At 60.5% G+C, this 25,381-nt stretch carries 23 protein-coding genes and 1 tRNA gene; 10 read left to right on the top strand and 14 right to left on the bottom strand.

Features of this window, described 5'->3' with window-relative positions:
• Window positions 1-118 precede the first annotated feature (118 nt).
• Window positions 119-1,321, bottom strand: a complete 1,203-nt coding sequence (locus V1T76_RS26600) for a methionine gamma-lyase (RefSeq protein ID WP_330563702.1) — start codon at window positions 1,319-1,321, stop codon at window positions 119-121.
• A gap of 113 nt (window positions 1,322-1,434) precedes the next feature.
• Here V1T76_RS26600 and V1T76_RS26605 point away from each other — a divergent pair, with 113 nt between their 5' ends.
• A complete protein-coding gene (locus tag V1T76_RS26605) occupies window positions 1,435-1,893 on the top strand; it encodes an Lrp/AsnC family transcriptional regulator (RefSeq protein ID WP_055659083.1) in 459 nt (152 codons plus the stop codon).
• A gap of 17 nt (window positions 1,894-1,910) precedes the next feature.
• On the opposite strand, the gene V1T76_RS26610 is transcribed toward V1T76_RS26605, so the two are convergent.
• The 7 genes from V1T76_RS26610 to V1T76_RS26640 all read right to left on the bottom strand — a co-directional run bounded on the left by V1T76_RS26610 (window position 1,911) and on the right by V1T76_RS26640 (window position 8,361).
• Window positions 1,911-2,861 carry a branched-chain amino acid ABC transporter permease gene (locus tag V1T76_RS26610; RefSeq protein ID WP_330563703.1) on the bottom strand — a complete coding sequence of 317 codons (951 nt, stop codon included), beginning with the start codon at window positions 2,859-2,861 and terminating at the stop codon, window positions 1,911-1,913.
• A complete protein-coding gene (locus V1T76_RS26615; RefSeq protein ID WP_330563704.1) occupies window positions 2,861-3,751 on the bottom strand; it encodes a branched-chain amino acid ABC transporter permease in 891 nt (296 codons plus the stop codon). The genes V1T76_RS26610 and V1T76_RS26615 overlap by 1 nt, the downstream gene beginning before the upstream one ends.
• Window positions 3,748-4,467: an ABC transporter ATP-binding protein gene (locus V1T76_RS26620; RefSeq protein ID WP_330563705.1), complete on the bottom strand. Its 720-nt coding sequence runs from the start codon at window positions 4,465-4,467 to the stop codon at window positions 3,748-3,750. The genes V1T76_RS26615 and V1T76_RS26620 overlap by 4 nt, the downstream gene beginning before the upstream one ends.
• The gene (locus V1T76_RS26625; protein ID WP_330563706.1) at window positions 4,464-5,237 is read right to left on the bottom strand and encodes an ABC transporter ATP-binding protein; all 774 of its coding nucleotides are present in this window, start codon (window positions 5,235-5,237) and stop codon (window positions 4,464-4,466) included. The genes V1T76_RS26620 and V1T76_RS26625 overlap by 4 nt, the downstream gene beginning before the upstream one ends.
• A gap of 17 nt (window positions 5,238-5,254) precedes the next feature.
• The gene (locus tag V1T76_RS26630; protein WP_330563707.1) at window positions 5,255-6,457 is read right to left on the bottom strand and encodes an ABC transporter substrate-binding protein; all 1,203 of its coding nucleotides are present in this window, start codon (window positions 6,455-6,457) and stop codon (window positions 5,255-5,257) included.
• 75 nt (window positions 6,458-6,532) lie between these two features.
• A complete protein-coding gene (locus tag V1T76_RS26635; protein WP_330563708.1) occupies window positions 6,533-7,621 on the bottom strand; it encodes a cupin domain-containing protein in 1,089 nt (362 codons plus the stop codon).
• 32 nt (window positions 7,622-7,653) lie between these two features.
• Window positions 7,654-8,361, bottom strand: coding sequence for a GntR family transcriptional regulator (locus tag V1T76_RS26640; protein WP_330563709.1), 708 nt, complete (start codon window positions 8,359-8,361; stop codon window positions 7,654-7,656).
• A gap of 243 nt (window positions 8,362-8,604) precedes the next feature.
• Between V1T76_RS26640 and V1T76_RS26645 the strand changes: the two genes are divergently transcribed.
• The gene (locus V1T76_RS26645) at window positions 8,605-9,738 is read left to right on the top strand and encodes an aminotransferase class V-fold PLP-dependent enzyme (RefSeq protein WP_330563710.1); all 1,134 of its coding nucleotides are present in this window, start codon (window positions 8,605-8,607) and stop codon (window positions 9,736-9,738) included.
• 363 nt (window positions 9,739-10,101) lie between these two features.
• Here V1T76_RS26645 and V1T76_RS26650 read toward each other — a convergent pair whose 3' ends face one another.
• From V1T76_RS26650 to V1T76_RS26670, 5 genes are read right to left on the bottom strand one after another with little or no spacing between them, the layout of a single operon-like run.
• A complete protein-coding gene (locus V1T76_RS26650) occupies window positions 10,102-11,652 on the bottom strand; it encodes an indolepyruvate oxidoreductase subunit beta family protein (protein WP_330563711.1) in 1,551 nt (516 codons plus the stop codon).
• Window positions 11,652-13,802 (bottom strand): indolepyruvate ferredoxin oxidoreductase subunit alpha, encoded by a 2,151-nt coding sequence (locus tag V1T76_RS26655; RefSeq protein WP_330563712.1) that lies wholly within the window; start codon window positions 13,800-13,802, stop codon window positions 11,652-11,654. The genes V1T76_RS26650 and V1T76_RS26655 overlap by 1 nt, the downstream gene beginning before the upstream one ends.
• Before the next feature lie 23 nt (window positions 13,803-13,825).
• The gene (locus tag V1T76_RS26660) at window positions 13,826-14,320 is read right to left on the bottom strand and encodes a MarR family winged helix-turn-helix transcriptional regulator (protein ID WP_330563713.1); all 495 of its coding nucleotides are present in this window, start codon (window positions 14,318-14,320) and stop codon (window positions 13,826-13,828) included.
• Entirely contained in the window at window positions 14,317-15,873 is a 1,557-nt protein-coding gene (locus V1T76_RS26665; RefSeq protein WP_330563714.1) for a phytoene desaturase family protein, read from the bottom strand. The genes V1T76_RS26660 and V1T76_RS26665 overlap by 4 nt, the downstream gene beginning before the upstream one ends.
• An 11-nt stretch (window positions 15,874-15,884) precedes the next feature.
• Window positions 15,885-16,676, bottom strand: a complete 792-nt coding sequence (locus tag V1T76_RS26670) for a cyclase family protein (protein WP_330563715.1) — start codon at window positions 16,674-16,676, stop codon at window positions 15,885-15,887.
• Window positions 16,677-16,796: 120 nt separating this feature from the next.
• Between V1T76_RS26670 and V1T76_RS26675 the strand changes: the two genes are divergently transcribed.
• The 8 genes from V1T76_RS26675 (at window position 16,797) to gph (ending at window position 24,922) form a co-directional block, all read left to right on the top strand.
• Window positions 16,797-18,356: a phytoene desaturase family protein gene (locus V1T76_RS26675; RefSeq protein ID WP_330563841.1), complete on the top strand. Its 1,560-nt coding sequence runs from the start codon at window positions 16,797-16,799 to the stop codon at window positions 18,354-18,356.
• A gap of 51 nt (window positions 18,357-18,407) precedes the next feature.
• Entirely contained in the window at window positions 18,408-19,934 is a 1,527-nt protein-coding gene (locus tag V1T76_RS26680; RefSeq protein WP_330563716.1) for an ABC transporter substrate-binding protein, read from the top strand.
• Between the two features lie 101 nt (window positions 19,935-20,035).
• On the top strand, window positions 20,036-21,046 hold the full coding sequence (locus V1T76_RS26685) for an ABC transporter permease (RefSeq protein WP_330563717.1): 1,011 nt from the start codon (window positions 20,036-20,038) through the stop codon (window positions 21,044-21,046).
• Window positions 21,039-21,890 (top strand): ABC transporter permease, encoded by an 852-nt coding sequence (locus V1T76_RS26690; RefSeq protein ID WP_330563718.1) that lies wholly within the window; start codon window positions 21,039-21,041, stop codon window positions 21,888-21,890. The genes V1T76_RS26685 and V1T76_RS26690 overlap by 8 nt, the downstream gene beginning before the upstream one ends.
• Window positions 21,887-22,765, top strand: coding sequence for an ABC transporter ATP-binding protein (locus V1T76_RS26695; protein ID WP_330563719.1), 879 nt, complete (start codon window positions 21,887-21,889; stop codon window positions 22,763-22,765). The genes V1T76_RS26690 and V1T76_RS26695 overlap by 4 nt, the downstream gene beginning before the upstream one ends.
• Complete coding sequence (locus V1T76_RS26700; RefSeq protein ID WP_330563720.1) at window positions 22,762-23,565, top strand: ATP-binding cassette domain-containing protein; 804 nt, start codon at window positions 22,762-22,764, stop codon at window positions 23,563-23,565. Before V1T76_RS26695 ends, V1T76_RS26700 begins: the two co-directional genes overlap by 4 nt.
• Window positions 23,566-23,708: 143 nt before the next feature.
• On the top strand, window positions 23,709-24,263 hold the full coding sequence (locus V1T76_RS26705) for a thioredoxin family protein (RefSeq protein WP_330563721.1): 555 nt from the start codon (window positions 23,709-23,711) through the stop codon (window positions 24,261-24,263).
• Window positions 24,260-24,922, top strand: a complete 663-nt coding sequence (gene gph / locus V1T76_RS26710) for a phosphoglycolate phosphatase (protein WP_330563722.1) — start codon at window positions 24,260-24,262, stop codon at window positions 24,920-24,922. The genes V1T76_RS26705 and gph overlap by 4 nt, the downstream gene beginning before the upstream one ends.
• Window positions 24,923-25,091: 169 nt before the next feature.
• On the opposite strand, the gene V1T76_RS26715 is transcribed toward gph, so the two are convergent.
• A tRNA-Ser gene (locus tag V1T76_RS26715) sits at window positions 25,092-25,181 on the bottom strand.
• Window positions 25,182-25,381 lie beyond the last annotated feature (200 nt).

Below are 25,381 nucleotides of genomic sequence, written 5' to 3' on the forward strand. Positions count from 1 at the left end.
GCTCTGAGTATGCCGCCCATCCTTCGAGACAGCGCTTCGCGCTTCCTCAGGATGAGGTTGAGGGGACGATAGGAGAGACTGAAGAGTGGATGGATGTAGCCTGCGGCTCGCGCCGCCCTCAGGCAGCAACGGCCGCAGGAACCTGCGGCATGGCCTGCTCCATATCTTCAAGAATGTCGCCGAGATCTTCCAGCCCAACGGACAGGCGCACGAGGCCGTCGCTGATGCCATGCACGGCGCGTTCTTCCGGGGTGTAGGTGGAATGGGTCATGGAGGCCGGATGCTGGATCAGCGTTTCGGCATCGCCCAGGGACACGGCCCGCTGGATCATCTTCAGGCCATTCATCATGGAAATACCGGCTTCCAGACCGCCCTTCAGTTCGAAGGCGATCATGCCGCCCGGCTGGCTCATTTGCCTGTTTGCCAACTCGTGCTGCTCGTAGCTTTCAAGACCCGGGAAATAGACCTTTGACACCGCGGGGTGCGCTTCCAGCCATTCGGCAACTTTCTGGGCAGAAGCACAGTGCCGGTCCATGCGCAGGGCAAGTGTCTTCAGGCCGCGCAGGATCAGCATGGCGTTGAACGGGGCCATCACGGCGCCGGTCATATCCTTCATGCCGACAAGGCGGATTTCCTGGATCTGTTCGGCCCGCCCGGCAACGAGACCGGCAACGACATCGCCATGACCACCCAGATACTTGGTGGCCGAATGCAGAACGAGGTCGGCGCCGAGTTCGATCGGGCGTGTCAGATAGGGTGTGGCATAGGTGTTGTCGACAAGCACCGTTGCTCCGACTTCATGGGAAATTTCCGAAACGTGGCTGATGTCGACAAGACGCATGTTCGGGTTGGCCGGGGTCTCGAAATAGACGACGCGGGTCTTGTCGGAAATGACACGGCGCAGGTTTTCCGGGTCGGTCAGGTCCACATGGGTGATCTTGATGCCGAACTTGGTCAGACCATGGCGCATATAGGCAAAGGTGCAGCCGTAAAGGGTTTCATCGACGATGATCTCGTCCCCAGGTGCCACGAGCGTCCAAAGGGTCGATGTGATCGCGCCCATGCCGGACGACAGGGCGAGACCAGCCTCCGCTCCTTCCATATCCGCGATGCGGCGCTCCAGCAGATCCAGCGTCGGATTGGAAATGCGGCTGTAGATGTGCCCTGCCCGCTCGCCGGCAAACATCTCGCCCCCGGCCTCTGCCGTCTCGAATACGAAAGTCGACGTCAGATGCAACGGCGGTGTCAGAGCCCCCTCGTTTTCATGCGGATTGTAAGCGAGGTGGATCGCGCGGCTGGCAAAACCCTTGTAGGCACTCATGGCTGTCTCCCAAAATTCAACCAGAGCAATATGATCCATTCTTGAGGGTGATAGATTTCAAAATCTATCAGTGCTAATTCTTAAATTAGCAGAATCTGCCAATCGAAAGCAAAATGGACAAGAAAGACCGCCAGATCATCCGCGCTCTGCAGCGGGACGGCCGCATGACCAATCAGGACCTGGCGGAGGCGGTCAATCTGTCGCCCTCACCCTGCCTGCGTCGGCTTCGAAATCTGGAAGCCTCCGGGGCGATCAAGGGGTTTTCGGTGGATGTGGATGCTGCCGCATACGGACTGCCGATCACGGTCTTCGTCCGCATCCGGCTGGAGCGGCACAACGAAGAGGACGTGCGCCGGTTTGAAAGCCGGATGCAGACCATCGAGGAGGTTCTGGAATGCCACGTCCTGACCGGCGCGATGGATTATCAGCTTCGTGTGGTGGTGTCGGATCTTGAAGCCTATGAGACTTTCATCCGCAACCGCATCCATCCGATCGGCGGCATAGCGTCGATCGATACCAGTTTCGTTTATGGCACCGTCAAGAAGACGGCGGTGTTTCCACCGCTCGCCTGACCTGACGCGCCAAACTTCTATTCCTGCCGGAATTTGACCGGTGGCGATTTTTCCGGAAGCAGCCCGGACCGGAAACGTTGCAGCACCACCTGAAGAAGCAGGCCCACCAACAGCATGCGGATGAACGAACTGCGGGTCGCCCATTCCGGCGGCAGGCGGTTGGTGAAGATCTCCGTCACCGACCACAGCGTCCAGATGGTCAGGGCGCCGAGAATGGCTCCCTTGTTGTTGCCGGAGCCACCGGCCATCAGCATCACCCAGACCAGGAAGGTCACCAGCAGCGGATCGGTGGCCGTCGGCGACAGGAAGCGGAAATAATGCGCTGACAGAGCGCCCGCGATCCCCATGATGGCGCAGCCGATGACGAAGGTCTGGATCCTGATTTTCTCGACATTCTTTCCGGCAGCTGCCGCCGAAGCCTCGTTGTCACGGATCGCGCGCAGGCTGCGGCCCCACGGGCTGTCGTGCAACCGCGAGGCCGCCAGATAGACCAGCAGCACCACGAACCAGACAAAGCCGAGAAACACGATGTCGCCCATGCGTCCGGTGGTGAGATCCGCCAGAGGTCTTGGAATGCGGGACAGGCCCAGGCTGCCGTTGGTGAGCCAGCTCTCGTTGACGATGACGAGCCGCAGGATCTCGGCGATCCCGATGGAGGCCATCGCCAGATAGTCGCTTTTGAGGCGCACGCAGATCCTGGCAACCGCCCAGCCGGCAAGCCCGGCGAGAATGGCTGCCCCGACCAGGCCAAGCGGCACAGGCAGGCCGAAGCCCCCAAGGTGTTTGGACGAGGCAGGGGTTGTCAGGATTGCCGAGGTATAAGCGCCGACGCCATAAAACCCGGCGATGCCGGCATTGAAGAGACCGCCCATGCCCCATTGCACGTTCAACGCTAGGCAGAGGATTGCGTAGATCCCGCCCAGGATCAGAAGGCTGACCGCATAGAAAAAGAGACCGGTGAGTTCCATCAGAGCAACCTCCCCTTGAAGAGGCCCTGCGGCCGGAAGATGAGCAGGCCGATCATCAGGACAAAAGCGACCGCCGTCTTGTAGGAAGGCGAAATGAGCGCATCGTCGCCAATCCAATGATAGGAGGACAGTTCCTCGGCCAGACCGATGATGAAACCGCCTGCCATGGCACCCATCGGCTTGCCGATCCCGCCCAGAATGGCGGCGGCGAACATCGGCATCAAGAGGTTCCAGCCGAGATTCGGGTGCGCACTGGTGTTGAGCGCGGCAAAGGTTCCGGCAATGGCCGCAAGCGCCGCACCGATGATCCAGGTCCAGCGAATGACCTTGGCCGTATCAAGGCCGGAAACTTCGGCCAATTCCGGATCGTCGGCAACCGCCCGCATGGACCGGCCGGTTCGGGTCACGGTCAGGAAGTAGTGCAGAAGCACGGCAATGATCGCCGTTGAGATCACCGCCTGCAGATGCAGGACGGAAATACGGAACGTATCGAACAAGACCAGTGGCGGTTTAACGCCTGTCGAAAACACCTGGTTTTGAGAACCCCAGACCAACTGAACGACCGAGCGGAAGACCAGCGCGATGCCGAAGGACGAGATCACCGTGTAGATGGTCGGCAGTTCGCGCAAAGGCTTGTAGAAATAACGGTCGACCAGCAGCGCCGAGACAATGGTGAGCGCCATGCCGAAGGGGATCAGCAGAAGCGGATTGACCGGCACGATGGCGGCCATGGCCAGCACACCGTAGGTGCCCAGGGTCATCAGATCACCGTGGGCGAAATGGGCAAAGCGCAGGATGCCGAAGATCATGGAGATGCCGACAGCGCCGAGCGCATAGATGCTGCCGATGGCCAGCGCCGGAAAAAGATAGAAGTTCACGAACTCGATCATGCGGCTGCTCCCCCGAGGAAGAGGCGCCGGACGTCTTCATCCGCGAGCAGTTCCTTGCCGGTTCCGCTGGCATAGTTCTGGCCATTCACCAGGATATGGCCGTGGTCGGCAATCTGCAGTGCCTGGCGGGCATTCTGTTCCACCATCAATATCGTGATCCCGGTTTCGCGGATGTCGATGAGCAGGTCGAAGATCCGCTCCAGATAGGCAGGCGACAGCCCGGCTGTCGGTTCGTCCAGAAGCACCAGTTTCGGGTCGCTCATCAAGGCGCGCCCCATGGCGACCATCTGCCGCTGCCCGCCGGAAAGCTCGCCCGCAGGCTGTTTCAACTTGTCCCTAAGGTCCGGAAACAAGGTGAGCACGCGTTCGCGTGTTGCCGCTTTATCCTTTGGTGGAGCCGCATAGGTCCCGACATCAAGGTTTTCGTCTACGGACATGGTCGCAAAGACGTTTTTCGTCTGAGGCACTGCTGAAACACCGAGCGGAACAAGAGCAGAGGTCTTGCAGCCTGAAAGCTCCTTCTCGCCGAGTTTGATCGATCCGGCGGAAACGGTGGTCAGTGCAAAAATGGTTTTCAGCAGGGTCGACTTGCCGGCGCCGTTCGGCCCGAGAATGACCGCGATCTCGCCAGGCTCAACGGTCAGCGACACGTCCTCGATGATCGGCGGGCCGCCGTAACCGGCGCTGACGCCCGTGACGGAAAGTCGTTCGGTCATAGCTGCGCCTCATATTTTCCGCCGCCGAAATAAGCTTCGATCACGCGTTCGTCGTTGCGAACCTCATCAACCGAGCCTTCGGTCAGGAGTGAGCCCTGCGCCATCACCCGCACGTGGTCGCACAGCTTGGAGACGTAATCGAGATCATGCTCGATCAGACAGAAGGTCAGCCCCCGCTCCCGGTTCAGCATCAGGATCTTGTCTGCCAGTTTCGACAAAAGCGTGCGGTTGATGCCGGCCCCGATCTCGTCCAGCAGGATGATCTTGGGGTTGCGCATCAAGGCGCGGCCGAGTTCGACCAGCTTCTTCTGACCACCGGAAAGATTGCCGGCCTTTTCGTCAATGACATGGTCCAGCTCAAGCAGGCGCACGGTGTCGCGCGCAGTCTCATAGATCGCCTGCTCCTCGGCCTGATAATGCCCTCGACGGAAAATCACGTTAAAGACATTCTCGCCCTCTGGTGCCGAGGCGGAAGCCATCAGGTTTTCCAGGACGGAGAGATGCCCGAATTCATGCGGTATCTGAAAGGTGCGTGCGAGACCTGCCTTGGCCCGTTGATGGGGTTTGAGCGCAGTGATGTCCTTCCCGTCCAGAAGCACCCGGCCGGCGCTTGGCCGGATCGCGCCTGCGATGACGTTGAAGGCGGTTGTTTTTCCCGCACCGTTGGGCCCGATCAGGCCGGTGATGCGGCCTGCGCCGATCTTGAAGCTTGCATGGTCAATAGCCCGCAAACCGCCAAAATCGACGCAGATTTTTTCCAGCTCAATCACGCTATTGCCTGATCGGCTTATTCAACAATTTCGACTTGCTTGTAGCCGTCGCCGTCGACAACGAACTTGCCGATATAACCGCCGACATCGCCATTTTCATCGAACTCAGCGGAGCCGCTGGCGCCTTCATAGTCGATGTCCTTGCCTTCCTTGATGAGCGCAATCGCCTTCGCCCATTCGCCCGGGCCGACTTTCTCACCCGGAGCCATGGCAACATCCTTCAGGGCTTCTGCGATCTTGGCGCGGTCGGTAGAGCCAGCCTTTTCAATCGCCAGCAGAGCCAGGAAGGTTGCGTCATAGGTCTGGTCGACAAAGGCCTTGTCCGCACCTTCGCCGTACGCGGCATTGAAGGCATCATGCAGCGCTTTCTGAGCCGGGTTTTCGGCCGGAGACGTCGGGGAAGAGAAGAACGAGGTCTTCAGAGCATCGGCGCCAACGTTCTGGATCAGCAGTTCGTCGCGAAGACCATCCGTGCCGATGAACTTGGTGAAGAGGCCGCCTTCAATGGCCTGACGAACGATCTTGCCACCGCTATCACCTGCGTAGGCGATCACGACCAGGGCTTCGGCATCGCCCTTGGCAAGACTAGCCAGTTCCGAGCGGTAGGAATCTTTCTTTTCCTCGTGCTTCGCCTCGGCGACGATCTCGCCACCGGCTTCAGTGTAGGCGTCGATGAAGGTTTCGCCAATGCCGACGCCATAGTCGTTGTTGACGTAGGTCAGTGCGACTTTCTTGATGCCTTCGTCCATGACCATCTTGGCAAGGATTTCACCCTGATAGTTGTCGGAGGGCACGATGCGGAACACCAGGCCGTCATCTTCCAGGAAGGTCATGGCCGGTGACGTTGCGGTCGGCGAGATCTGCGGCACGCCCGCCGGAATTATCGCCGCTTCAGCCGCTGCAATCGTGGTGCCGGACATGAGCGAGCCCATGATGATCGGCACGTTTTCAACGTTCACGAGTTTCTGGGCGGCGTCGACCGCACCCTGGGCCGTGCCGGTGGTGTCGCCATAAACCGCAACGGCAGTGCCGCCCAGCAGACCGCCCTGCTCGTTCACCTGCTTGACGGCGAGATCGGCCGCGTTCTGAAGCGGCGGAATGAAATTGGCGATCGGACCCGTGATGTCCATCAGGATGCCGATTTTGGTATCGTCCGCCAGTGCGGCAGTTCCCGAGCCGAGCAATGCTGCCGCGGCCACAATTGTCGTCAACTTTTTCATGCTGTCATCCCCTCATTGCTTGACTATCAAACCCTGCACAGCCTGTTCTTTCCTCCTCGACAGGCTTTGTCTTTTTTAGTCGCGCAGGACTTCCGTTTCGAACCGGCCCGGCAAACTGACTTCCAGCAGCTCCAGGTTGGCAGTTGCATCCGTGTATCGCGTCGCCATATGCGGCGGGATTACGAAGGCGTCTCCGGCAGACAGGCGGTAAGGATCTTTGCCTTCACCCTCCAGGGTCATTTCGCCTGCCAGCACAAAGTTGAATAGAATATCGCAGTCATGGCGTGTCCAGGGAGAGGCCTCCCCGGCCGGACGTGCCACCATAACAGATGCCACGCCCTTCGTATTGTCACAGATGGTGGTGTCGCGCGCCTCAAAACCCGGGATGCGGAACGGGCTGAAGGTGCCGTCCTTCGCCAGGCTGTGCACGAATTTCTGGCCCTGCCACTCGCGGTCCGGCCGCTCATGGGGTGTGGGCAGGGTCATCTCGTGGTCGATCTCGGTAATGTGCTCGGCGGGAACGCCGATCTCGACCACTTCGATGCCTTCGGCTGCATGCATCACGCGGTGGCGGATTTCCGGCGGCTGGATGAAGCAGTCACCTGCCCTCAGACGTCGCATGCCACCTTGGTCTTCGTAGAGAACGTCGACCCAGCCGTGAACGCAGAAGATCAGCTGAAAACCGACCTTGTGGAAATGAACCATGTCCGGCACCGGCCCGTCCGGCACCCGGATGTGCGAGGCGATCATCGCACCGCCGAGCCGCGTGGGCACCAGATCGCGATAGGACATGCCGGCCCGTCCGATCACCCAGGGGGCCTGGTCGGCCAGGCGGCGCACCACGAAGGCATGCTCCGTTTGCGGCAGGACGAGCGGCGGATTAAGTTCATCGATTTCGACACGCGTACCGCCCGGGGAAACCAGCAGACGTTCGCCGCCTGCAAAGTCATCCGGATTATCGGTGAGGATGCGAAGCGTGCCAGCAGCTTCGCTTGCACCCTTTTCCACCCTCACACGCAGGCCATGGCCTGAAAACACCGCGATCTCCGGATTATCGGCCGGATAGATCATGTCCAGCCGCATGTTCAACGTCTTGGTGTAGAACGGCAGATCCTTGGCAAGGTCCTGTGTCGGCAGTCTGACTTCCGCGCGGGTTTCGCTCATGTCCTGTCCATCGCTCCTGTTGCTTCTGCGCTTCAACCTGCCTGCGCGGATGATGTTGCGGTCTGATTGCGTATCTCTTCATGCGCCTGGAGGTAGGCCGCCTCCCCTTCGAACACGAACCGCAGGATCCTGTCGCCGGCGGCAACCGCATCCCGGCGGCAGAACGCCTGGTAAAGCTGGGTGTTTCCGGCAACGATCAGCGGGTGGTTGGCCTGGTCGGCAAACGTCATCAGGCGCACGGCCTGAACCTGTGTCATGTAGCGTTGCAGCGCCTTGCGCAACGAAACATTGGGAACGGAAGCGATCCAGCTGTTGCGGAAAATCTCGCAGGCCCGGTGCAACCGTTCGATATCTTCCGCCGCCATGGCAGCGTGTGCCTCCGCCTGAATATCGTCCAGGGCCTTCAGCTCTTCGTCCGACAGGTTGAGCGCGGCCATGGCCGCTGCCCGTGGCTCCAGCAGGCGGCGGAGGTCGAAGATTTCGAGAATTTCCTGATGATCGAGCCGCGGCAGCATGAAACCGCGCGTTGTCGGCTCCAGATAGCCTTCATGGGCAAGTCGCATCAACGCGTCGCGTGCCGGCATGCGGGAAACACCGAACTCGGCGGCCACCGCCGTATCGACAAGACGGACATCCTGACCAAGTTCGCCGCGCTGAATGCGGCCCATCAGCAGATCGTGGATCTGGCCGCTGGTGCTTTGTGCGACAGATGGGGGGGAGGATGTTTTTCCGGCACTCACCAGCAAGTTCCTCCAGTTTGCAAACGTATCACACCGGCAAAATCGTATACGGAACAATTCAGGCCGAAACGGATCATTCGCTTATTCAACCCATTTTCAGACACTTGAAAAGTCCTTTAAGCTTGAACTATCTGAAAAACTGTATACGAATAATTCCACGCGGGTCAATAGCGTGTTTGATGCAGAAACGGACCGAATTCGGCATTCTCACCGACCAGTGGACACGAGCTTTCGGGGGACCGCATGACAACCAGGGAAGACGGCTACTTCCTCTATCATTCCATAGGACAGTATCCTGGCAAGGAAGCTGGGTTGAGCGCCGCAATGGCGGAGTTTGCCTCTGTCTGGAGTGCCCCAAACGATCAGCAGTGGTCCTACCTGCTGGGCAAGCGTGCGGAATTTATCGATCACTGGCGGGCAATAATCGACGCGCCTGAAGGGTCTGCGACCACCTGCGAAAACGTCACCCAGGGCGTCGACATGCTGATGCGGGCGCTTCCGGATGGCCTGCTGCGTGGCCGCAAGGTTCTTGTGGCTGCGGACTGTTTTCCGTCCAACCACTTCCTGCTGAACCGCCTGCAGGAACGGCTCGGGTTCGAATTGGTGACCGTGCGGGCCCGTCAAGGGGCCAATTTTGTCGCCGATGAAGACATGATCGCCGAATGGGACCGCGATGTCGCGATCTGCCTGATTACCTGGATCAGCTCGACCACGTCCCGACGTTCGAATCTCGAAAGCCTCGTAGCCCATGGCCGTTCGATGGGCAGCATCATCGGCGTGGACATCACCCAGGGTGCAGGCCTGCTGCCCTTTTCTGTCGATGCACCGAATGTGGATTTTGTCGTCTCAACCAGTCTCAAATGGATGTGCGGTACGCCTGGCGCCGGTATCCTCTACGTTCATCCGGACCTGATCCGCGATTGCCGGCCTGAACTGCGTGGCTGGTTCAGTCAGGACAACCCGTTCAACTGGGATATCGACGCCTTCGAATATGCGCCGGACATTCGCCGCTTCGACAACGGCACGCCCTCGATCATGCCCGCAGTCGCTTCCGTGCCGGCGCTCAAGTGGCATGCGAGCGCAGACAGGGAAACGATCCTGCGCCACAACAGGCATCTTTGCAGCATTCTGATTGATGGTGCCGATGCGCTCGGCCTGAAACTTCTCACACCCCGGGCGGAAGACGATCGTGGCGGCAGTCTGATGTTCGGCCTTGCCTCAGCCGATCAAGCGACACTGGTGCTCGACCAATTGCGCACCGCAGGCCTTATAGCCGACACACGCGGCGCAACCCTCCGCCTCTCCCCCGGCATCCTGACCTCTGAAGACGCCGCTCGCGAAGTGGTGGTGGAACTGGGAACAATGCTTCCCCGGTAACCCCGGGAGGGAGCTTCGTCAGAGGATGTCGCCCATCCTTCGAGACAGCGCTTCGCGCTTCCTCGGGATGAGGTTGGCACAAGTTAACAGGTTTACTCGGGGAACTTTCAGCCTCGCATCAACCTACCCCTCATCCTGAGGAGGCCGTGAGGCCGTCTCGAAGGATGGGTCGCAAACTCAGCAACCACACACCCTGATCAGATACAGCTTACGTAGCCACTCGCCTGCTTCGAAGTCATTCTCCCGGGAACCGATCTTGAAGTTCAACTGCTCCGCGCATGAGCGCCCCGCGGGTCTCGCCAAGCTCGCCCGAGGCACAATCGAGGGAGACGATCCGTCACTTAAGTCAGGACCGGAATTGGCTCATGCAAAGCTCTCAACGGTCTTCAGCGCTCCGTCGAGATCCGCGCCCTTTTCATCCTTGAGAGCCGCTTCGCGCAGGCGTGCGACCCATTCCGGGCCGTCATCCCGGTTTTCCACCAGCCGGGCGCCCGACAGTACCTTGTCGAACTTCGACAGACCCCTTGCATGGGTGTCGGAGTAGCCCTTGATGAGGCGCCGGCATTTCAGAACCTCAACGGCCATGGCATAGCGGTCAGGCAGGTATCCCGACACCATCTTGAGCCAGCTCTCCAGATGCTCCTGTTCCATCCGATGGCGCAGGGTCCGGCGTCGCCAGCCGCGCAAACCACCCAGGAAGTAGAGCATTGCAAAGCCGCGCAGGCTGTCGGTGCGGATGCGGCGGCCACGGTTGAACCAGCGGTCGATGCGTTTCATCCACGCCGGATCGCTTTCCATCTTGCGGCCCATCTTTTCCGGCAGCAGGCCAACGATTTCTTCCGCGCGCGGATGAAGATAGTCGGTCAGATGCAGCAGCTTGCCGTCCTTCACCTTCATTTCCGACTCGATCCGGTTGAACCGCTGCGGTCGCGTTTTCAGATCGGCGACGCGGATAACATCGTCATAGGCCATGGCGTTGGCGATGTATTTCGCGGCCTCGCGGGAGAGTTCGTAATCCTTCTCCGCGCTGTCCCGGCTGACGAGACCTTCCAGCCGGCCGAGATATTCCGCGCCGTAATCCGTGTCCTGAAAATCGACCACCTTGCGCAGTCCGGCACGGGCCATTTCGCGCACCGGTTCCGGCAAGCCCGCGACATTGGCTTCCAAAGATGCCCAGGCCTTTTGCGCCATGTCCGGGCCTGCAGGCCTGACGATTTCCTGATGAGCGGGCTTCAGGGCCTCGGCCTTTGGTTCTTCACCGTTTTTCGCCAGATCGAAACCGGCAGCAAAAGCCCTCAGACTGGCTTCCACGCCCTTGCCGCCTGCACGAATGGCGTCTTCAAAGGCTGCCCGTTCGAAGGGCAGAGCACCGGAGCCAGCCAGTGCCCCGAACAGGGAGGCGGAAATCACGGAGCCGACCTTTAGGGCAGCGGTATCCATATCGGCCAGCACAAGCTTCTGTGCGGCCAGTTCAGCCGCAGCCTTCACCTCTTCCGAGGACGCCATGCCGTCACCCGGCACGGATTTTTCGGAAACCGCGAGCATGCGGTGGCTCGAAGCGATAAGCGTGGTGCGGTCCGGGGTCACGAAGCCACGAATGATCGCCCGGCCCGCTTCCATCATTTCCGCTGCAACGATGATGTCGACATCGCCCGCAGACGGGGCGAGAGAAAAGACCGGGGCTTCAACATCCCCCGGCGCCATTTCCATATAATAGATGGTCGCGCCGGTTCTCTGGGCAACGCCCGCCACGCTCGTGGCCTGACAATGATAGCCCTGCGATCTCGCAAGGCTCTCGATCCAGTTCGTCAGAACGCCACCGCCCTGCCCGCCAACGGCGAGAATGGCGAGCTTGATGATCCCTTCGAGCGCCGGATCGGCCGGTCTGGCATCGAGTGGCAATGAAAGAGACATTACGCGCCCTCCCCGGTAAACGTCAGACGGGCACCGGCCCGCCGAGTCTGCAGCCAGGAAATGATTTTCGTCCGAAGCCCGGCATACCAGGCTTCGAAGCCGGTCGGGTTATGAACCACTTTCGCCTCAAAGAAGGACGGACACAGGATTGCCGCATCGGCGACTTCGCCGCAGTTGCCGCAACCGACACAGGACTGGTCGATGTGGGCCACCGGATCGTCGCGCAGCGGATCATCCAGCTTCTTCAGCGAGAGCGACGGACATCCGGATAGGCGGATACAGGCATGATCGCCGGTACAGACGTCCTGATCGACCCCGAACCGGGGTATCTCGACCCGTTCACCACCCGCAATCGCCTTGTTGCGCAAGGGCTTTTCCCGACGCTGGCGGTTGAGCATGCACTCGGAGGAGGCAACGATCACCTTCGGACCGTCATATTCGGTCGTCAGTGCCTCTCGGATGGTTTCGCGCATCCGGGTGACATCATAGGTGCGGTCGATCTGCCGGATCCACTTGACCCCGGCGCCCTGAAGCGCCTTCGTAATCGGGTTGTTGGTCGACTTGGTCTCGTTCTTTGCCCGGCTGGAGGGAATGTCCTGCCCGCCGGTTGCCGCCGAATAGTAGTTATCGACGATAATCGCGACACTGTCGGACTTGTTGAACACCATGTTGCCGATGGAGCTACTGAGGCCGTTGTGCCAGAAGCCGCCATCGCCAATGATGGAGATCGCCCGTCTCTCTCCGCCGCCATCGAAGGCGGCGTTCGAGGCCGGCCCGAGGCCATAGCCCATGGTTGAGCCGCCGATTTCGAAGGGCGGCAGGCAGGCAAAGAGGTGGCAGCCGATGTCACCGGTGATCTGATGCTGGCCGACTTCCTGCTCCACCATCTTCAAAGAGGCGAAGATCGGACGTTCCGGACAGCCGGTGCAAAAGCCCGGCGGGCGGATCGGCACCGTTTTGGTGAGATCCGGCAATTCCGTCTTGGGCGTGTTCGGCGCCAGCACCTTGCCCGGAAGGAGCTCCGGCGCATATTGGCGGACAAAGGCATCCAGGCCGTCGAGCATGATCTGGCCGGTGTATTCACCCGCACGCGGGAAGATACCCTTGCCTTCCAGCTTTGTCGTCCGGCCCTCCTTGTAGAGCATGGCGCCGAGTTGCTGCTCGATGAATTCCGGCTGGCCTTCCTCGACCATCAGCACGGCTTCCTTGCCTGCGCAGAACTCCAGAAGTTCGGATTTGACCAGCGGATAAGTCACGTTCAAAACATGAAGCGGAATCGACGTATTGCCGCTGATATCGGCAAGGCCGAGCCGTTGCAGCGCGCGGATGACGCTGTTGTAGATGCCGCCGAGGCAGACGATGCCGACCTTGCCCTCTGCCGGTCCGAAACGCTCGTTCAGACGGTTTTCCAGAATGAACTTTTCGGCTGCCGGCCAGCGGTTGTCGATCTTGTCATGCTCATGGGCATAGGACATGGGCGGCAGCACCACCCGCTTGAAGTCGCGCATCGGACTGGACAGCGCATCGCGCACGGAAAGCGGCGGTGGCACATTGTCCCTGGTCTCGAACCGGCCGGTGACGTGGCAGGAGCGGATACGCACCATCAGCATGACCGGCGAATTGCTGGCCTCAGACAGGGCAAAACCATCACCAACGGATTTGACGATCGACGTCAGGTTGGGCCTTGGATCCAGCAGCCAGAACTGCGATTTCATGGCAAAGGCGTAGGAGCGCTCCTGCATGATGGAGCTGCCTTCGCCGTAATCCTCGCCAACGATGACAAGCGCGCCACCGGTGACACCGGAAGACGCCAGATTGGCCAGCGCATCCGAGGCGACATTGACACCGACCGAGCCCTTGAAGGTGACGGCGCCGCGTATCGGGTAATGCACGGAGGCGGCCAGCATGGCAGCTGCGGCCGCTTCGGAGGCGTTGGCCTCGAACCGAATGCCGAGCTCGCCCAGAAGATCCTCGGCGTCGGCGAGAACATCCATCAGATGTGAGATCGGCGCGCCCTGATAGCCGCCGACATAGCCGACACCATTTTCCAGAAGCGCCTTCGTGATGGCCAGAATGCCCTCACCCGTGAAGGTGTCTCCAGTTCCCTTGCGAAGATGCTCTACCTCAGCCTTGAACGACCTTTCGGCCATCGGCCCCTCCTTACGCGATCAACTTATATCGGGTGCTTGCGCACGTTCTTCAAAATTGCCTGCAGCGTGGCGACAAAAGCTCTTTGATCCGCGTCGCTGATGCCTTTGAACATCTGCCGGTAGGCACCTGCCAGATGCGGCCAAAGCTGCTCGTGGGTGTCGCGCCCCTTGGACGTCAGGTGAATACGGACGGCTCGGCTGTCTTCCTTGTCGGAAATCCGTCGCACCAGTCCGTCCCGCTCAAGCGCGTCCAGCGCCCTGCTCAACGTCGAGACTTCGACAACCGCGTAGATGGCGAGCTCCCGGATCAGCAGACCGTCAACCACGGACAGCACGGCCAGAGCTCGCATCTTTGGTGTCGTCAGGCCCAGGTTGGCCATCTCCTCACGCAGCGCGGCGTTGTAACGGCCCATGATGCGGTTCATCAGATAAGGCGGAAAATTTTCCAGTCCGATCTCACCGAGCCGCGGCAAGCGGGCCTCTTCCAAAATTGCGTCCGTCTGATCCTCGTCGCTCATGCACCCATCCATTTCGCCAGGTTGTAACCGGACCCGCCACCGAGCCCCGGCCCTGGATGGGTCGAAGCACCGATCATGTGGAGGTTCCGGATTGGGGTGGCGCTATTAACGGAATGAGCAAAGGGGCGCCAGACAAAAAACTGATCGATGCTGCAAGCCCCGCCATAGGGGTCGCCGCCGACCAGATTGATGTTGAGGGTATTCAGATCCGCCGGCGAGTAGGCCCGCCGGGCAAGCTTGATCTGATCGAAATTACGAATATGCCGCCTGAGGATGTCTTCCAACCGGTCGGCAAAGGCTTCCCGAATAGTCTCGGTCCATTCGGCCCCGGTCTCGATCTTGCCGGCCGCGTCCCCTTTTATCGTGCGCGGGGCATCGGGTATCTGAAGCCACAGGATGCCCTTGCCTTCCGGTGCGCGCGACGGGTCAAGCCGGTGAGGCTGACCAACGCAGATCGTCGGTATTTCCGGTAGCAGGCCCCGCTCGGCCTCGTTGGCGGATTTGGAAACACCGTCGATGCCGTCCGTCAGGTGGATCAGCGCCACATCTTCCAGACCTTCGGCAATCCAGTCCGGATCCCCGTCGAGAGCATAGTGAAGCTGGAAATTGCCACGGCCGTAGCGATAGGTCCGCGTTTGCTCGGGAAGAGGCTCCTGTTTCAGAAGCCTTTGGTAAAGCTGTGTCGGCGTGACGGATGCAATCACCGACTGCGCCTTGATGGTTTCTCCGTCCGTCGTTTCGACGCCGACCGCCTTGCCGTCCTTCACCAGAACACGTTCGACATCGACACCCGTCCGGATCTTGCCACCCTTGGCTTCAATCAGGCGCTTGAACGCCTCCGGCACGGAGCCTGAGCCCCCCTTTGCCACCGGCGCGCCGGCAGCTTCAAGCGCAAATGCGATCACACGGCCCATCTGGCCCGAGTAGGTGCTTTCCGGCGTGAGGCCGGTATGCAGAACCCAGGGCGCCCAAAGCGCCTGCAGGGTCTCACTCTGATAGCTTCCTTCCAGCCAGCCGCGTGCCGGCTGGAGACAGGTGCCGAGCCAGGCCTTCAAGCCGCCGAGACCGCGCTTCCAGGCCTGACTGAGCATCAGGCGCGCCATCTTGCCGGACCAGAGTGGACCGCCGAGCAAGGCAAACAGAAACTCCGCATCGGCTTCGATACCGCCGACATCAGCTTCATGCTGTTTGCCGTCTCCAGCCGCAAGGGCATCGAAGGCGGCAATGTTGGCCGCGCGGTCCGTCGTCAGCTTGAGCGCCTCGCCTCCCGGCCGCAAAACGGCGGTCGGATGCGGAGAGTGGCAGAAATCGAGGCCGTGACGGCCAAGATCTTCCGCCAGTTCCGCGTAGGCAGGCGATGTCAGGAAAAGGACAAAGGTGGCCGCCATGACATCGTGCCGGAACCCCGGCAGCGTGATTTCCTCGGTCCGCATGCAGCCGCCAAGGACGTCAGAGCGTTCCAGAAGCAGGACCGGCTCTCCCCGCCGCGACAGCATGGCTGCCGCGACAAGAGCGTTGATGCCGGACCCTACGATGACATGCGGAGCGGCCATCCCGGGTCGCCTCAGGCTTTCGCGACCAGAGCCAGCGCACGGATCGGGCTGCCCGTGCCGCGCTCGATCTTCAGCGGCGTGGCGATCAGGATCGCCCCCTTGGCCGGCAGCTTGTCGAGATTTGCAAGCGAGGCCAGACCGAAGCAATTGTCTCGATGCAGCAGATTATGCGCCGGGAACGGCGGCTCCATACCACCAGCCTGGCCGGCATCGGTTCCGATGCACTGACTGCCCCAACCGACGATCTTCTTGGACAGAAGATATTCAATGGCATCCGGCGTCGGTCCAGGGCTGTGAGGGCCGGTCTCATCGGCATTGAGGAACGCTGCCTCGTCGTTGGCGCGTTTGTCCCAGTCGGTGCGCATTACCACCCACTCGCCGGCACCAATCTCGCCGTGCTCGGCTTCCCAGGCCTTGATCAAATCCGCGGTCAGCAGGAAATCAGGGTCCGCCGCGCTCTCCTTGGAGCAGTCAATCACGTTGACCGGCGCAATCAGACGCTGGACGTCCAGGGTGTCGGTAAAACCGTCGCTGTAGTCTTTCCCGGTGATCCAGTGATGCGGTGCATCGAAGTGCGTGCCGGAATGCTCCCCCAGAACCATCCAGTTCCAGGCGAAGAACGGGCCATCGGAATCATATTCACTGATCTTGTGAATCTCTACCTTCGGCGTATTCTTTGCAAAATCAGGTGGAAGCTGCAGGATCGGCGTATTCGGACCCAGAACGCCCGTGCAATCCACCACCTCCACTTCTCCGGACAGGAGTTTTGCTCCAAGCCCGCTGAGCGCGCTCTGTGCAGACATATTCGTTCCCTCTGTACCTCTGTGGCCTGTCGGCTCGTTATCACAATTCAATGCTAGACAGATTTATTTGTATTTGCAATTATCTTCTTCGAACGATGGAGGGGATTAATCGTGACAGAGATGTTGGACGGCGTCATTATCGGCAGCGGGCATAACAGCCTGGCCTGCGCTGTTCACCTTGCTGCCCAGGGCTGGAAAATCGGCGTTTTCGAACGCGCGGCAGAGCCCGGCGGCGCCGTCAAGACCGGCGAATACACGCTTCCGGGGTTTCGCCATGACTGGGCGGCCATGAACCTTTCCCTGTTCGCTGGTTCCGCTTTCTTCAAGCAATACGCAGAGGAACTGGGCGGTCACGGGCTTGCATTCGCGCCTGCATCCGATTGTTTCTCTTCCGTTTTTCCGGACGGCACCTGGCTTGGGGTCAGCAACGACCTGGAGACGACCGCTTCACGAATCGAAAAAGTCAGCGCGGAAGATGCTCAAGTCTGGCGCACGCTGACGTCGGAATTCCCCGGCCGTGCGGAGACCTTGTTCTCCCTCTTGGGCAGCCCAGCAAAAAAACGTGCATTTGCATATATATTGTTCAAGCAGTGGCGCAAAAGCGGTGCGGACGGCGTTCTGGATCTTGGCCGTTTTCTGCTTTCCGCCCCGCGCGACTGGCTGAACGCAACCTTCACTTCGCCCAAGGTGCGCGCGCTTCTTGCCGCCTGGGGCATGCATCTTGATTTTGCACCCGACATTTCAGGTGGCGCCCTGTTTCCCTACCTGGAAGGCATGACCAACCAGGCCTTCGGCATGGTGCTGGGCCAGGGCGGTGCTGACACGATCGTAAAGGCCATGGTCTCGCAGATCGAGGCGAGCGGCGGATCGGTGACCTGCAATGCGGAAGTAACACGGGTCATTGTCGAAAACAGACAGGCACGCGGCATTGAGCTCAGCGACGGGCGGCAGATCATGGCTCGCAAGGCCGTCATTGCCAACGTTGCCCCTTCAGCCCTTTTGAAACTGGCGGGCGAGACAGGCGACAAGCGCTATGATCTCGGTTTGAAGACATTCGCCCATGCGCCCGGCACGATGATGATCCATCTGGCGATGGACGCCCTGCCCGACTGGGCTGCCGGCGAAGACCTGAAAAAATTCGCTTATGTGCACATGGCGCCGGATCTAGACCAGATGGCGCGCACCTATGCCCAGGCGCGCGCCGGCCTGCTGCCGGATGAACCGGTGATCGTGTGCGGCCAGCCTACCGTTGTCGACCCGAGCCGAGCGCCGGAGGGCAAGCACGTGCTCTGGCTCCAGGTGCGCATGGCGCCCGGGACGATCAAAGGGGATGCCGCCGGCAAGATCACGGCCACGGACTGGAGCGAAGCGGCGGAACCCTTTGCCGAACGCGCGCTCGACATCCTGGAACGTTATGCCCCCGGCACGAGGGCCAAGATCCTCGGCCGCCATATCGTATCGCCCGCCCAGCTGGAGGCGGACAATCCCAACCTGGTCGGAGGAGACCAGGTCTGCGGGAGCCATCACCTGACCCAGCATTTCATGTTCAGGCCCGTACGCGGCTTTGCCGACGGCGCAACACCGGTGGGAAACCTTTACCACACCGGCGCCGCCGTCTGGCCGGGTGCAGGCACCGGTGCGGGGCCCGGATATCTGCTCGCACAAAAACTTGCCGGATAGCGCAAAAAAGAAACGCACCGGCTCCAGAGGTAAAAATGGGGAACAGTAACAATGAAAGTTTCAAGACGCACACTGCTTAAAAGTGCGGCTGCCAGCGGTCTGCTGACAGCCGTCGGAACACCTGCCTTTGCCAGCGACATCGAAGAACTGGTGATTGCCTACAACGTCAACCTGCCGAGCTGGGATCCGACTGTCGGCCCGTCCGCGGTCAACCCGACCATCCAGGGCATCTACCAGTCCGTGTTCGACATGTTCATTCATCAGAACACCGACCTCAGCTTTGCGCCGGGCATCATCACCGCCTGGGGCTGGAACGAAGACAAGTCGAAAGTCTGGATGGACGTGCGCGAAGGCGTTACCTGGCACAATGGCGACCCGCTGACCCCGGAAGACATTGTCTGGTCGCTGGAACGCGCCGGTAATCCGGACACCGGCAACCCGATCCAGTTCATCTGGGGCAAGATCGGCAACTTCCAGATCGACGGCAACAAGATCACCGCCGACGTCAAGGAATACGAGCCGACCATCTTCAAATGGATGAGCTTCCTGACCGGCTACGTCATGCCGAAGAAATACTACGAGGAAGTCGGCGCGGAGGGGTTCGAGGCCAAGCCGATCGGCACCGGGCCCTACATGGTCGACAAGTTCGAACGCAATGCCTTCGTCCGGCTGAAAGCCAACGAGAACTACTGGGGCGGCGCACCGGAATTCAAGACGGTCACGATCAAGTTCGTCACCGACGCCTCCAGCCGCACATTCGAAGTGATGTCCGGCAATGCCCATGTCACGCTGGAGATGCCTTACGAGGAATTCGACCGGCTGAAGGAAAACGACGGCATCGTCGGCACCGCTGCACCGATCTCCGATATCGGCATGATCTTCATCAACGATGTCGATCCGATGCTGGACGAGAACGTGCGCAAGGCCATGGCCTATTCCATTGACAAGAAAACCATCATCGAGCGGCTTCTGTCGGGCTACGGCGTTCCCATCGACACGCTGCAGACACCCGACTACACCGCCTATGATGCCTCCATCACCGTTCCCTACGATCCTGACAAGGCAAAGGAGCTGCTGGCGGCTTCCGGCTATGGCCCGGACAATCCGGTCAAGTTCAAGATCCAGACCACACGCGGCTTCAAGCCCAAGGATTATGAAATCATCCAGGCTATCGTCGGCCTGTGGCGCAAGATCGGCATCGAGGCGGAAATCGAAGTCTATGAAATCGCCAAGCATTACGAATTGCGCGCGGCGGATACGCTGGCCCCGGCAGCCTTCTATAACTGGGGCAATGCCATCGGCGACCCGACCACCTCGACAGGCTTTGCCATGTTTGGGCCCTCGCCGCATTCCGTGTGGGATGGCGAAGAACTGATGCAGAAGATCCTGCCGCTGTGGGGTGAGGCGGACGAGGACAAGCGTATTGAAGGCTGGAAGGACGTTGACCGCTACATCGCAGACAACGCCCTGGTCATTCCGCTGCTGCAGTACGTTCAGCCGATCCTGCACAGCGACAAGGTCAAGGTCACGCCGCACGCTTCCGGCGCGCTGCTGCCGGCCTTGATGACGCGCTCTTAAAAACCGGAATTATCGAACCCGCCTTCGCCGCAACACCCTCCAAAGCTTGCTCCCAGGGTGTTGCGGCGGCTTTTTTCCGATTTTTTGGGCCAAATACCGTCATGCAAATCGTGCGCGCGCTGCTGACGCGCCTCATCACAACGCTCATTACCCTGTTCGGGGCCGCGCTCATCGTGTTCGTGGTCATTCGTGTCGTTCCGGGCAACCCTATTGCCATGATGCTGCCTCCGGGGGCGACCGATGCCGATATTGACCGGCTGAAAGCGCTCTACGGGCTCGACAAGAGTATTTTCGAACAATTCTTGATCTGGATCTCCAATGTGGTCCAGGGCGACTTCGGCACGTCCATCACCCTGCGCCAGCCGGTTTATGACCTGGTGATCGGCCGTCTGCCCGCCACGCTGGAACTTTCGGTGATGGCGCTGCTGATAGCCGTTGTCATCGGCGGTGCGGCCGCGCTCACGGCAACGCTTTACCGCGGCTCAAAGGTGGAGGGAGGGATCGACGTTGCCGGCGGCATCGCGCTGTCCCTGCCGGATTTCCTGTGGGGGTTGGCGCTGATCCTGCTGTTCGGTGTCCTGTGGCCGCTGTTTCACATTTCCGGCCGGATCTCTCCGTCGCTCGGGTTCGAGTTCAGCTCCAACTTCTATCTGTTCGAAGCGCTCGCCCGGTTCCGGTTCGACGTGGTCCTGGATCTCATGGGCCACATGCTGATGCCAGCGCTTGCACTGGCGATCCCGCTGGCAGCCATCATCCTGCAGCTCCTCAAGCAATCCCTGAAGGAATGCATGCACGACGACTACATCACCCTGGCCCGGACAAAGGGCTACGCGGAAAGTTCCATCATCCTGCGCGATGCCTTGCCGAACGCGATCCTGCCGACACTTACGCTGATCGGCGTCCAGTTCACCTTCCTCATCGGCGGCACGGTCATCATCGAGCGTCTGTTTTCGTACGAAGGTCTCGGCAACATGGCGATCGACGCGGTGATCAACCGCGATCTGCCGTTGATCCAGGGCATTGTCCTGATCTTTGCCCTGCTCTTCACAATGGTCAATCTGGTGGTGGACATGGCCTATGCCGCCCTGAACCCGAGGCTTCGCCATGCGTGACGCCCGTGGACATATCCGCCGCCTGCCCGGCATCAGGCTCTGGCTCAGCGGTGGCTGGCTCACCTTCCTGGTGCTGGCAGCCGTATTCGCCCCCTTGATCAGCCCGCATGACCCGCTGGCGCAGGATCTGTTCGCCGGGCGCTTGCCGCCCTTCTTCGAACAGGGCGCCGATCCGGCCTATCTCCTGGGGACCGACAGCCTCGGCCGCGACGTGCTCAGCCGCATGCTTTATGGCGCAAGGCTGGCGCTGATCGTGGCGCTGGTTGCCGGAACGCTCACCTGCCTCATCGGGGCGACCCTCGGCCTCATCGCCGGGTACTATCGAGGCTGGGCGGATCTGGTGATCTCGCGCTTCATCGATATCTGGATGGCCTTCCCGCCGGTTCTCTTCGCGATCCTGCTGATTGCGGTTCTCGGCACCGGGCTGATGTCCGTCATTATCGCTATTGTCGTCATCGACTGGACGCGTTTTGCCCGCGTGGTGCGGGCAGAGGCGATGGGACAGGGCGCGATGGACTATGTGGCTTCGGCGCAAGTTGCCGGCCGCACCCGTTTCGGCACGGCTCTGACGGAGATCCTGCCGAACGTGCTGCCGACCATCGTTGCCCTGCTGACGCTGGAAATGGGCATTGCGGTGATCGTCGAGGCAATCCTGTCCTTCGTGAACCTCTCCATTTCCACCGACCAGCCGACCTGGGGCGGCATGATCGCCGAAGGCCGCACTTCGATCTATCAGGCCTGGTGGGTTCTGGTGTTTCCCTTGTTCGCCCTTTTCCTGACGGTGCTGAGCTTTTCCCAGCTTGGTGAAGGCCTGAAGGACCATTTCGATCCGGTGCTGCGATGAGCTTTCTGTCCATTCAGGACCTGACGGTCCAGTTGAAGAACGGCATGCCGCTGCTCCGGCATGTCTCGCTAGATGTGGCGCCGGGTGAAGTGCGGGCTCTGGTCGGGGAAAGTGGTGCCGGCAAGAGCATGATCGGCAAGGCTGTTCTCGGCATTCTGCCAAAGGCTGCTAGGCTGACCGGCGGCAAGATCCTGCTTGACGGGGAAGACCTGCAGACGCTCTCCCAGAAGGCAAGACGCCAGCGGATCGGTGCCCGGGCGGCCCTGATACCACAGGACCCGCTCACCGCGCTCAATCCATCCCGCCGCGTCGGGCCGCAGATCACCGACAGGCTGGTGGATATTCTCGGCTGGAAACGGCCGGATGCGGAGAAGCGGGCTTTGGAGCTTCTGGAGGAAGTCCACATCCAGTCGCCCGACCGGGTGATGAGAGCCTACCCGCACGAACTTTCCGGCGGTATGCGCCAGCGCATCCTGATCGCCTCCGCCTTTGCCGCTGAACCCAAGCTGATCATCGCGGATGAGCCGACAACGGCGCTGGACGTAACCGTGCAGAAGCAGATCCTCAAGCTGATCCGCGAAATGCAGCAACGCCACGGCACCGCGCTGCTGTTCGTCACCCACGACCTGGGTGTCGTCTCGAAGATCGCCCAGTCCTTGAGCGTGCTCTATGCCGGCAAGGTGATCGAGGAAACCACCGTCACGAATTTCTTTGCCGCGCCGTCTCATGCCTATTCCAAGGCCTTGCTTGCAGCAACGCCGAAGTACACGGACCCGGAAGGGTCGCTGACGCAGGTGCCTGAGAGTGTGATTGCGGCCGTGGAAGCCGAGGTGGCTGCTTTCGACGAACAAGCGAGGGCAGGAACCCGGCGATGAGCGAAACGATTTACGAACTGAAAGACCTGCGCGTTTCCTTTCCGGATATGTCCCGCAAGCCGCTTCTGGGCGCCGCGCCGCGCATCGACGTTCTGAAAGGGCTTACCTTCGACATCCCCAGGGGCGAAGTCCTCGGCATCGTCGGTGGGTCCGGGTCGGGCAAATCCACACTCGGCAGGGCTCTGATCCGCCTGATCGAGCCGGACAGCGGTGCGATCCTGTTTGAAGGCACCGACATCACCCATCTTCATGAGGACAGCCTGCGGCCCTTGCGCCGGCGCTTCCAGATGATCTTTCAGGACCCGATGTCATCGCTCAACCCGCGCCGGCGGGTCGGCGGGATCATCGCCGGGCCGCTGCGCCTTCAGGGGCTCGAGAATATCAAGGGCCGTGTCGATGAAGCGCTCGACATGGTTGGCCTGCCCCGGCATTTCGCAAACCGCTATCCGCACGAATTGTCGGGAGGTCAACGCCAGCGGGTCGGGATTGCAAGGGCAATTGCCCTGAAGCCGGACTTCATTCTGGCGGATGAGATCGTGTCCGGGCTCGATGTGTCCTCCCAGGCGCAGGTGCTCAACCTGCTTGAGAGCCTCGTCAAGGACCTCGGCCTGACGCTGGCCTTCATCAGCCATGACCTCTCGGTCATCCGGCGGCTGTGTACCCGCATTCTGGTGCTCTACAAGGGCGAGATCGTCGAGAACTCCGAGACAGCAGAGCTTTTTGCCAATCCGAAGGCCGAGTATACACGCACCCTGCTCGACGCGATCCCGTTGCCCGATCCTGAACAAGCCTGGTTCTGAAGAAACAGCGCCGTGCCGGTCCGGATTTCCGGACCGGCTTTTCCTTCAAGCGAATTTCCGCCGTCTGCGCCCTTCAATTCTGCAAAGGGCTGACCTACTCTCCCCACTTGAAACAGAGCATCATTCCAAGGGGAGACGACACGATGGCCGCCATTCCACCCGTTTGCGATTTCGGCTGGAAAGCTCCCGAATTCGAGCTGCCCGCAACCGATGGCAAGACCTACAAATTGTCCGACATAGCCGGCCCCAAGGGCACGTTGATCATGTTCATCTGCAACCATTGCCCCTATGTGGTTGCTGTCCGCGACAGGATCCTGCGCGATGCACGCGACCTTCAGGCGCTTGGCATCGGCGTTGCGGCGATCAGCGCCAATGACGCCGAGAGCTATCCTGAAGACAGTTTTGAGAAAATGACCGAACTGGCGACCAGGGAGAACTTCCCCTTCCCCTATCTCTATGATGCGGACCAGTCTGTCGCCCGCGCCTATGACGCAGCCTGCACACCGGACTTCTTCGGCTTCAATGCCGCGCTGGAACTGCAATACCGCGGACGTCTTGATGCGTCGCGCCGGGAAACCGGCCCCGCGGACCTTCGGCGTGACCTGTTCGAAGCAATGCGGCAGGTGGCTGAAACCGGCAAGGGGCCGGAAGATCAGATCTCGTCCATAGGATGCTCCATCAAATGGAAGGCTGCATGAAACCGATCCTGATTTTCGACCTCGACGGAACGCTCATCGACAGCGCTCAGGATCTGCACGCAGCAGCAAGCCGACTGCTGCACGGCGAAGGCCTGCCAGCATTGCCGCTTGAGACCATCCGCTCTTTCATCGGCAACGGCATTCCGACGCTGGTCGATCGCATGATCGATGCCACTGATCTGAAGTCCAGGGACCGCACCCGTCTGATTTCGAGCTTTCTGGAGGATTACCAGGCGCATGCGACAGACCTGACGGCGCCCTACCCGGGCGTTGAAGCAACGCTCGCCCACCTGCAGCAGACCGGACACACGCTGGCAATCTGCACCAACAAGCCACAGCGGCCGGCCGAAAAGATTATCGAAAACCTTGGCCTGTCGCATTTCTTCGACGCGCTGGTGGGCGGAGACAGCCTGACCAGCCGCAAACCGGACCCGGCGGGCCTGCACTACCTGCATTCCTCCCTCGGCGGCGGACCGGTGATCTATGTCGGAGACAGTGAAGTCGACGCCGAAACCGCCGTCAATGCCGCCGTGCCGTTCGCACTGTTCAGCGAAGGCTACCGCAAACGGCCGGTCTCCGAGATCCCGCACACGGTGGTCTTTTCAACCTTCACCGATTTGCCCGCCCTTGCCGAGAACCTGTTATCAGCCCCAGCCTGAGACACAGGCTGCGGACTGTTCCGGACAGAAAGCAAATACCGTCCGCTTTTGCAGCAGGTGCTGATGGAGCGGGATGACTTTGAGGGGAAAATAGCGCGGGAGCGAGCACAACGTCCGACCCCGGAGCCATGCGCTCAAGAAGCCGATGGTGGCAGCGACAGGATAGAAGTGGCGGAGAGGAAGGGATTCGAACCCTCGAGACGGTTGCCCGTCTACTCCCTTAGCAGGGGAGCGCCTTCGACCACTCGGCCACCTCTCCGGTTCGTTCCGTTTAGAGGCCGAAGCCTTGGGAAGCAAGCCCTTTTTTGATTTGCAGAGCAGGTTTTCCACGCCCCCTGCTGCGTGGCCCTGTGCCGAAATAATGTGCGGGCGAATGGAGATACGCTGGATTGTGACGACAAAACCAAGACCAATGTCCCCCGTGCCGCGCTATGTGCTGCAGAGCGCGCTTCTCGAAGC

Origin of the sequence: Roseibium sp. FZY0029 (genome assembly GCF_036350355.1) — a bacterium.
GTDB lineage: Bacteria > Pseudomonadota > Alphaproteobacteria > Rhizobiales > Stappiaceae > Roseibium.

Bases quoted from the DNA above. Each gene is read 5' to 3' on its own strand.
- V1T76_RS26615 (WP_330563704.1), bottom strand. From the start codon at position 3,751: ATGATCGAGTTCGTGAACTTCTATCTTTTTCCGGCGCTGGCCATCGGC.
- V1T76_RS26670 (WP_330563715.1), bottom strand. From the start codon at position 16,676: ATGTCTGCACAGAGCGCGCTCAGCGGGCTTGGAGCAAAACTCCTGTCC.
- V1T76_RS26680 (WP_330563716.1), top strand. From the start codon at position 18,408: ATGAAAGTTTCAAGACGCACACTGCTTAAAAGTGCGGCTGCCAGCGGT.
- V1T76_RS26630 (WP_330563707.1), bottom strand. From the start codon at position 6,457: ATGAAAAAGTTGACGACAATTGTGGCCGCGGCAGCATTGCTCGGCTCG.
- V1T76_RS26605 (WP_055659083.1), top strand. From the start codon at position 1,435: ATGGACAAGAAAGACCGCCAGATCATCCGCGCTCTGCAGCGGGACGGC.
- V1T76_RS26635 (WP_330563708.1), bottom strand. From the start codon at position 7,621: ATGAGCGAAACCCGCGCGGAAGTCAGACTGCCGACACAGGACCTTGCC.
- V1T76_RS26655 (WP_330563712.1), bottom strand. From the start codon at position 13,802: ATGGCCGAAAGGTCGTTCAAGGCTGAGGTAGAGCATCTTCGCAAGGGA.
- V1T76_RS26650 (WP_330563711.1), bottom strand. From the start codon at position 11,652: ATGTCTCTTTCATTGCCACTCGATGCCAGACCGGCCGATCCGGCGCTC.
- V1T76_RS26695 (WP_330563719.1), top strand. From the start codon at position 21,887: ATGAGCTTTCTGTCCATTCAGGACCTGACGGTCCAGTTGAAGAACGGC.
- V1T76_RS26660 (WP_330563713.1), bottom strand. From the start codon at position 14,320: ATGAGCGACGAGGATCAGACGGACGCAATTTTGGAAGAGGCCCGCTTG.
- V1T76_RS26675 (WP_330563841.1), top strand. From the start codon at position 16,797: ATGTTGGACGGCGTCATTATCGGCAGCGGGCATAACAGCCTGGCCTGC.
- V1T76_RS26600 (WP_330563702.1), bottom strand. From the start codon at position 1,321: ATGAGTGCCTACAAGGGTTTTGCCAGCCGCGCGATCCACCTCGCTTAC.
- V1T76_RS26705 (WP_330563721.1), top strand. From the start codon at position 23,709: ATGGCCGCCATTCCACCCGTTTGCGATTTCGGCTGGAAAGCTCCCGAA.
- V1T76_RS26700 (WP_330563720.1), top strand. From the start codon at position 22,762: ATGAGCGAAACGATTTACGAACTGAAAGACCTGCGCGTTTCCTTTCCG.
- V1T76_RS26620 (WP_330563705.1), bottom strand. From the start codon at position 4,467: ATGACCGAACGACTTTCCGTCACGGGCGTCAGCGCCGGTTACGGCGGC.
- V1T76_RS26610 (WP_330563703.1), bottom strand. From the start codon at position 2,861: ATGGAACTCACCGGTCTCTTTTTCTATGCGGTCAGCCTTCTGATCCTG.
- V1T76_RS26645 (WP_330563710.1), top strand. From the start codon at position 8,605: ATGACAACCAGGGAAGACGGCTACTTCCTCTATCATTCCATAGGACAG.
- V1T76_RS26685 (WP_330563717.1), top strand. From the start codon at position 20,036: ATGCAAATCGTGCGCGCGCTGCTGACGCGCCTCATCACAACGCTCATT.
- V1T76_RS26665 (WP_330563714.1), bottom strand. From the start codon at position 15,873: ATGGCCGCTCCGCATGTCATCGTAGGGTCCGGCATCAACGCTCTTGTC.
- V1T76_RS26690 (WP_330563718.1), top strand. From the start codon at position 21,039: ATGCGTGACGCCCGTGGACATATCCGCCGCCTGCCCGGCATCAGGCTC.
- gph (WP_330563722.1), top strand. From the start codon at position 24,260: ATGAAACCGATCCTGATTTTCGACCTCGACGGAACGCTCATCGACAGC.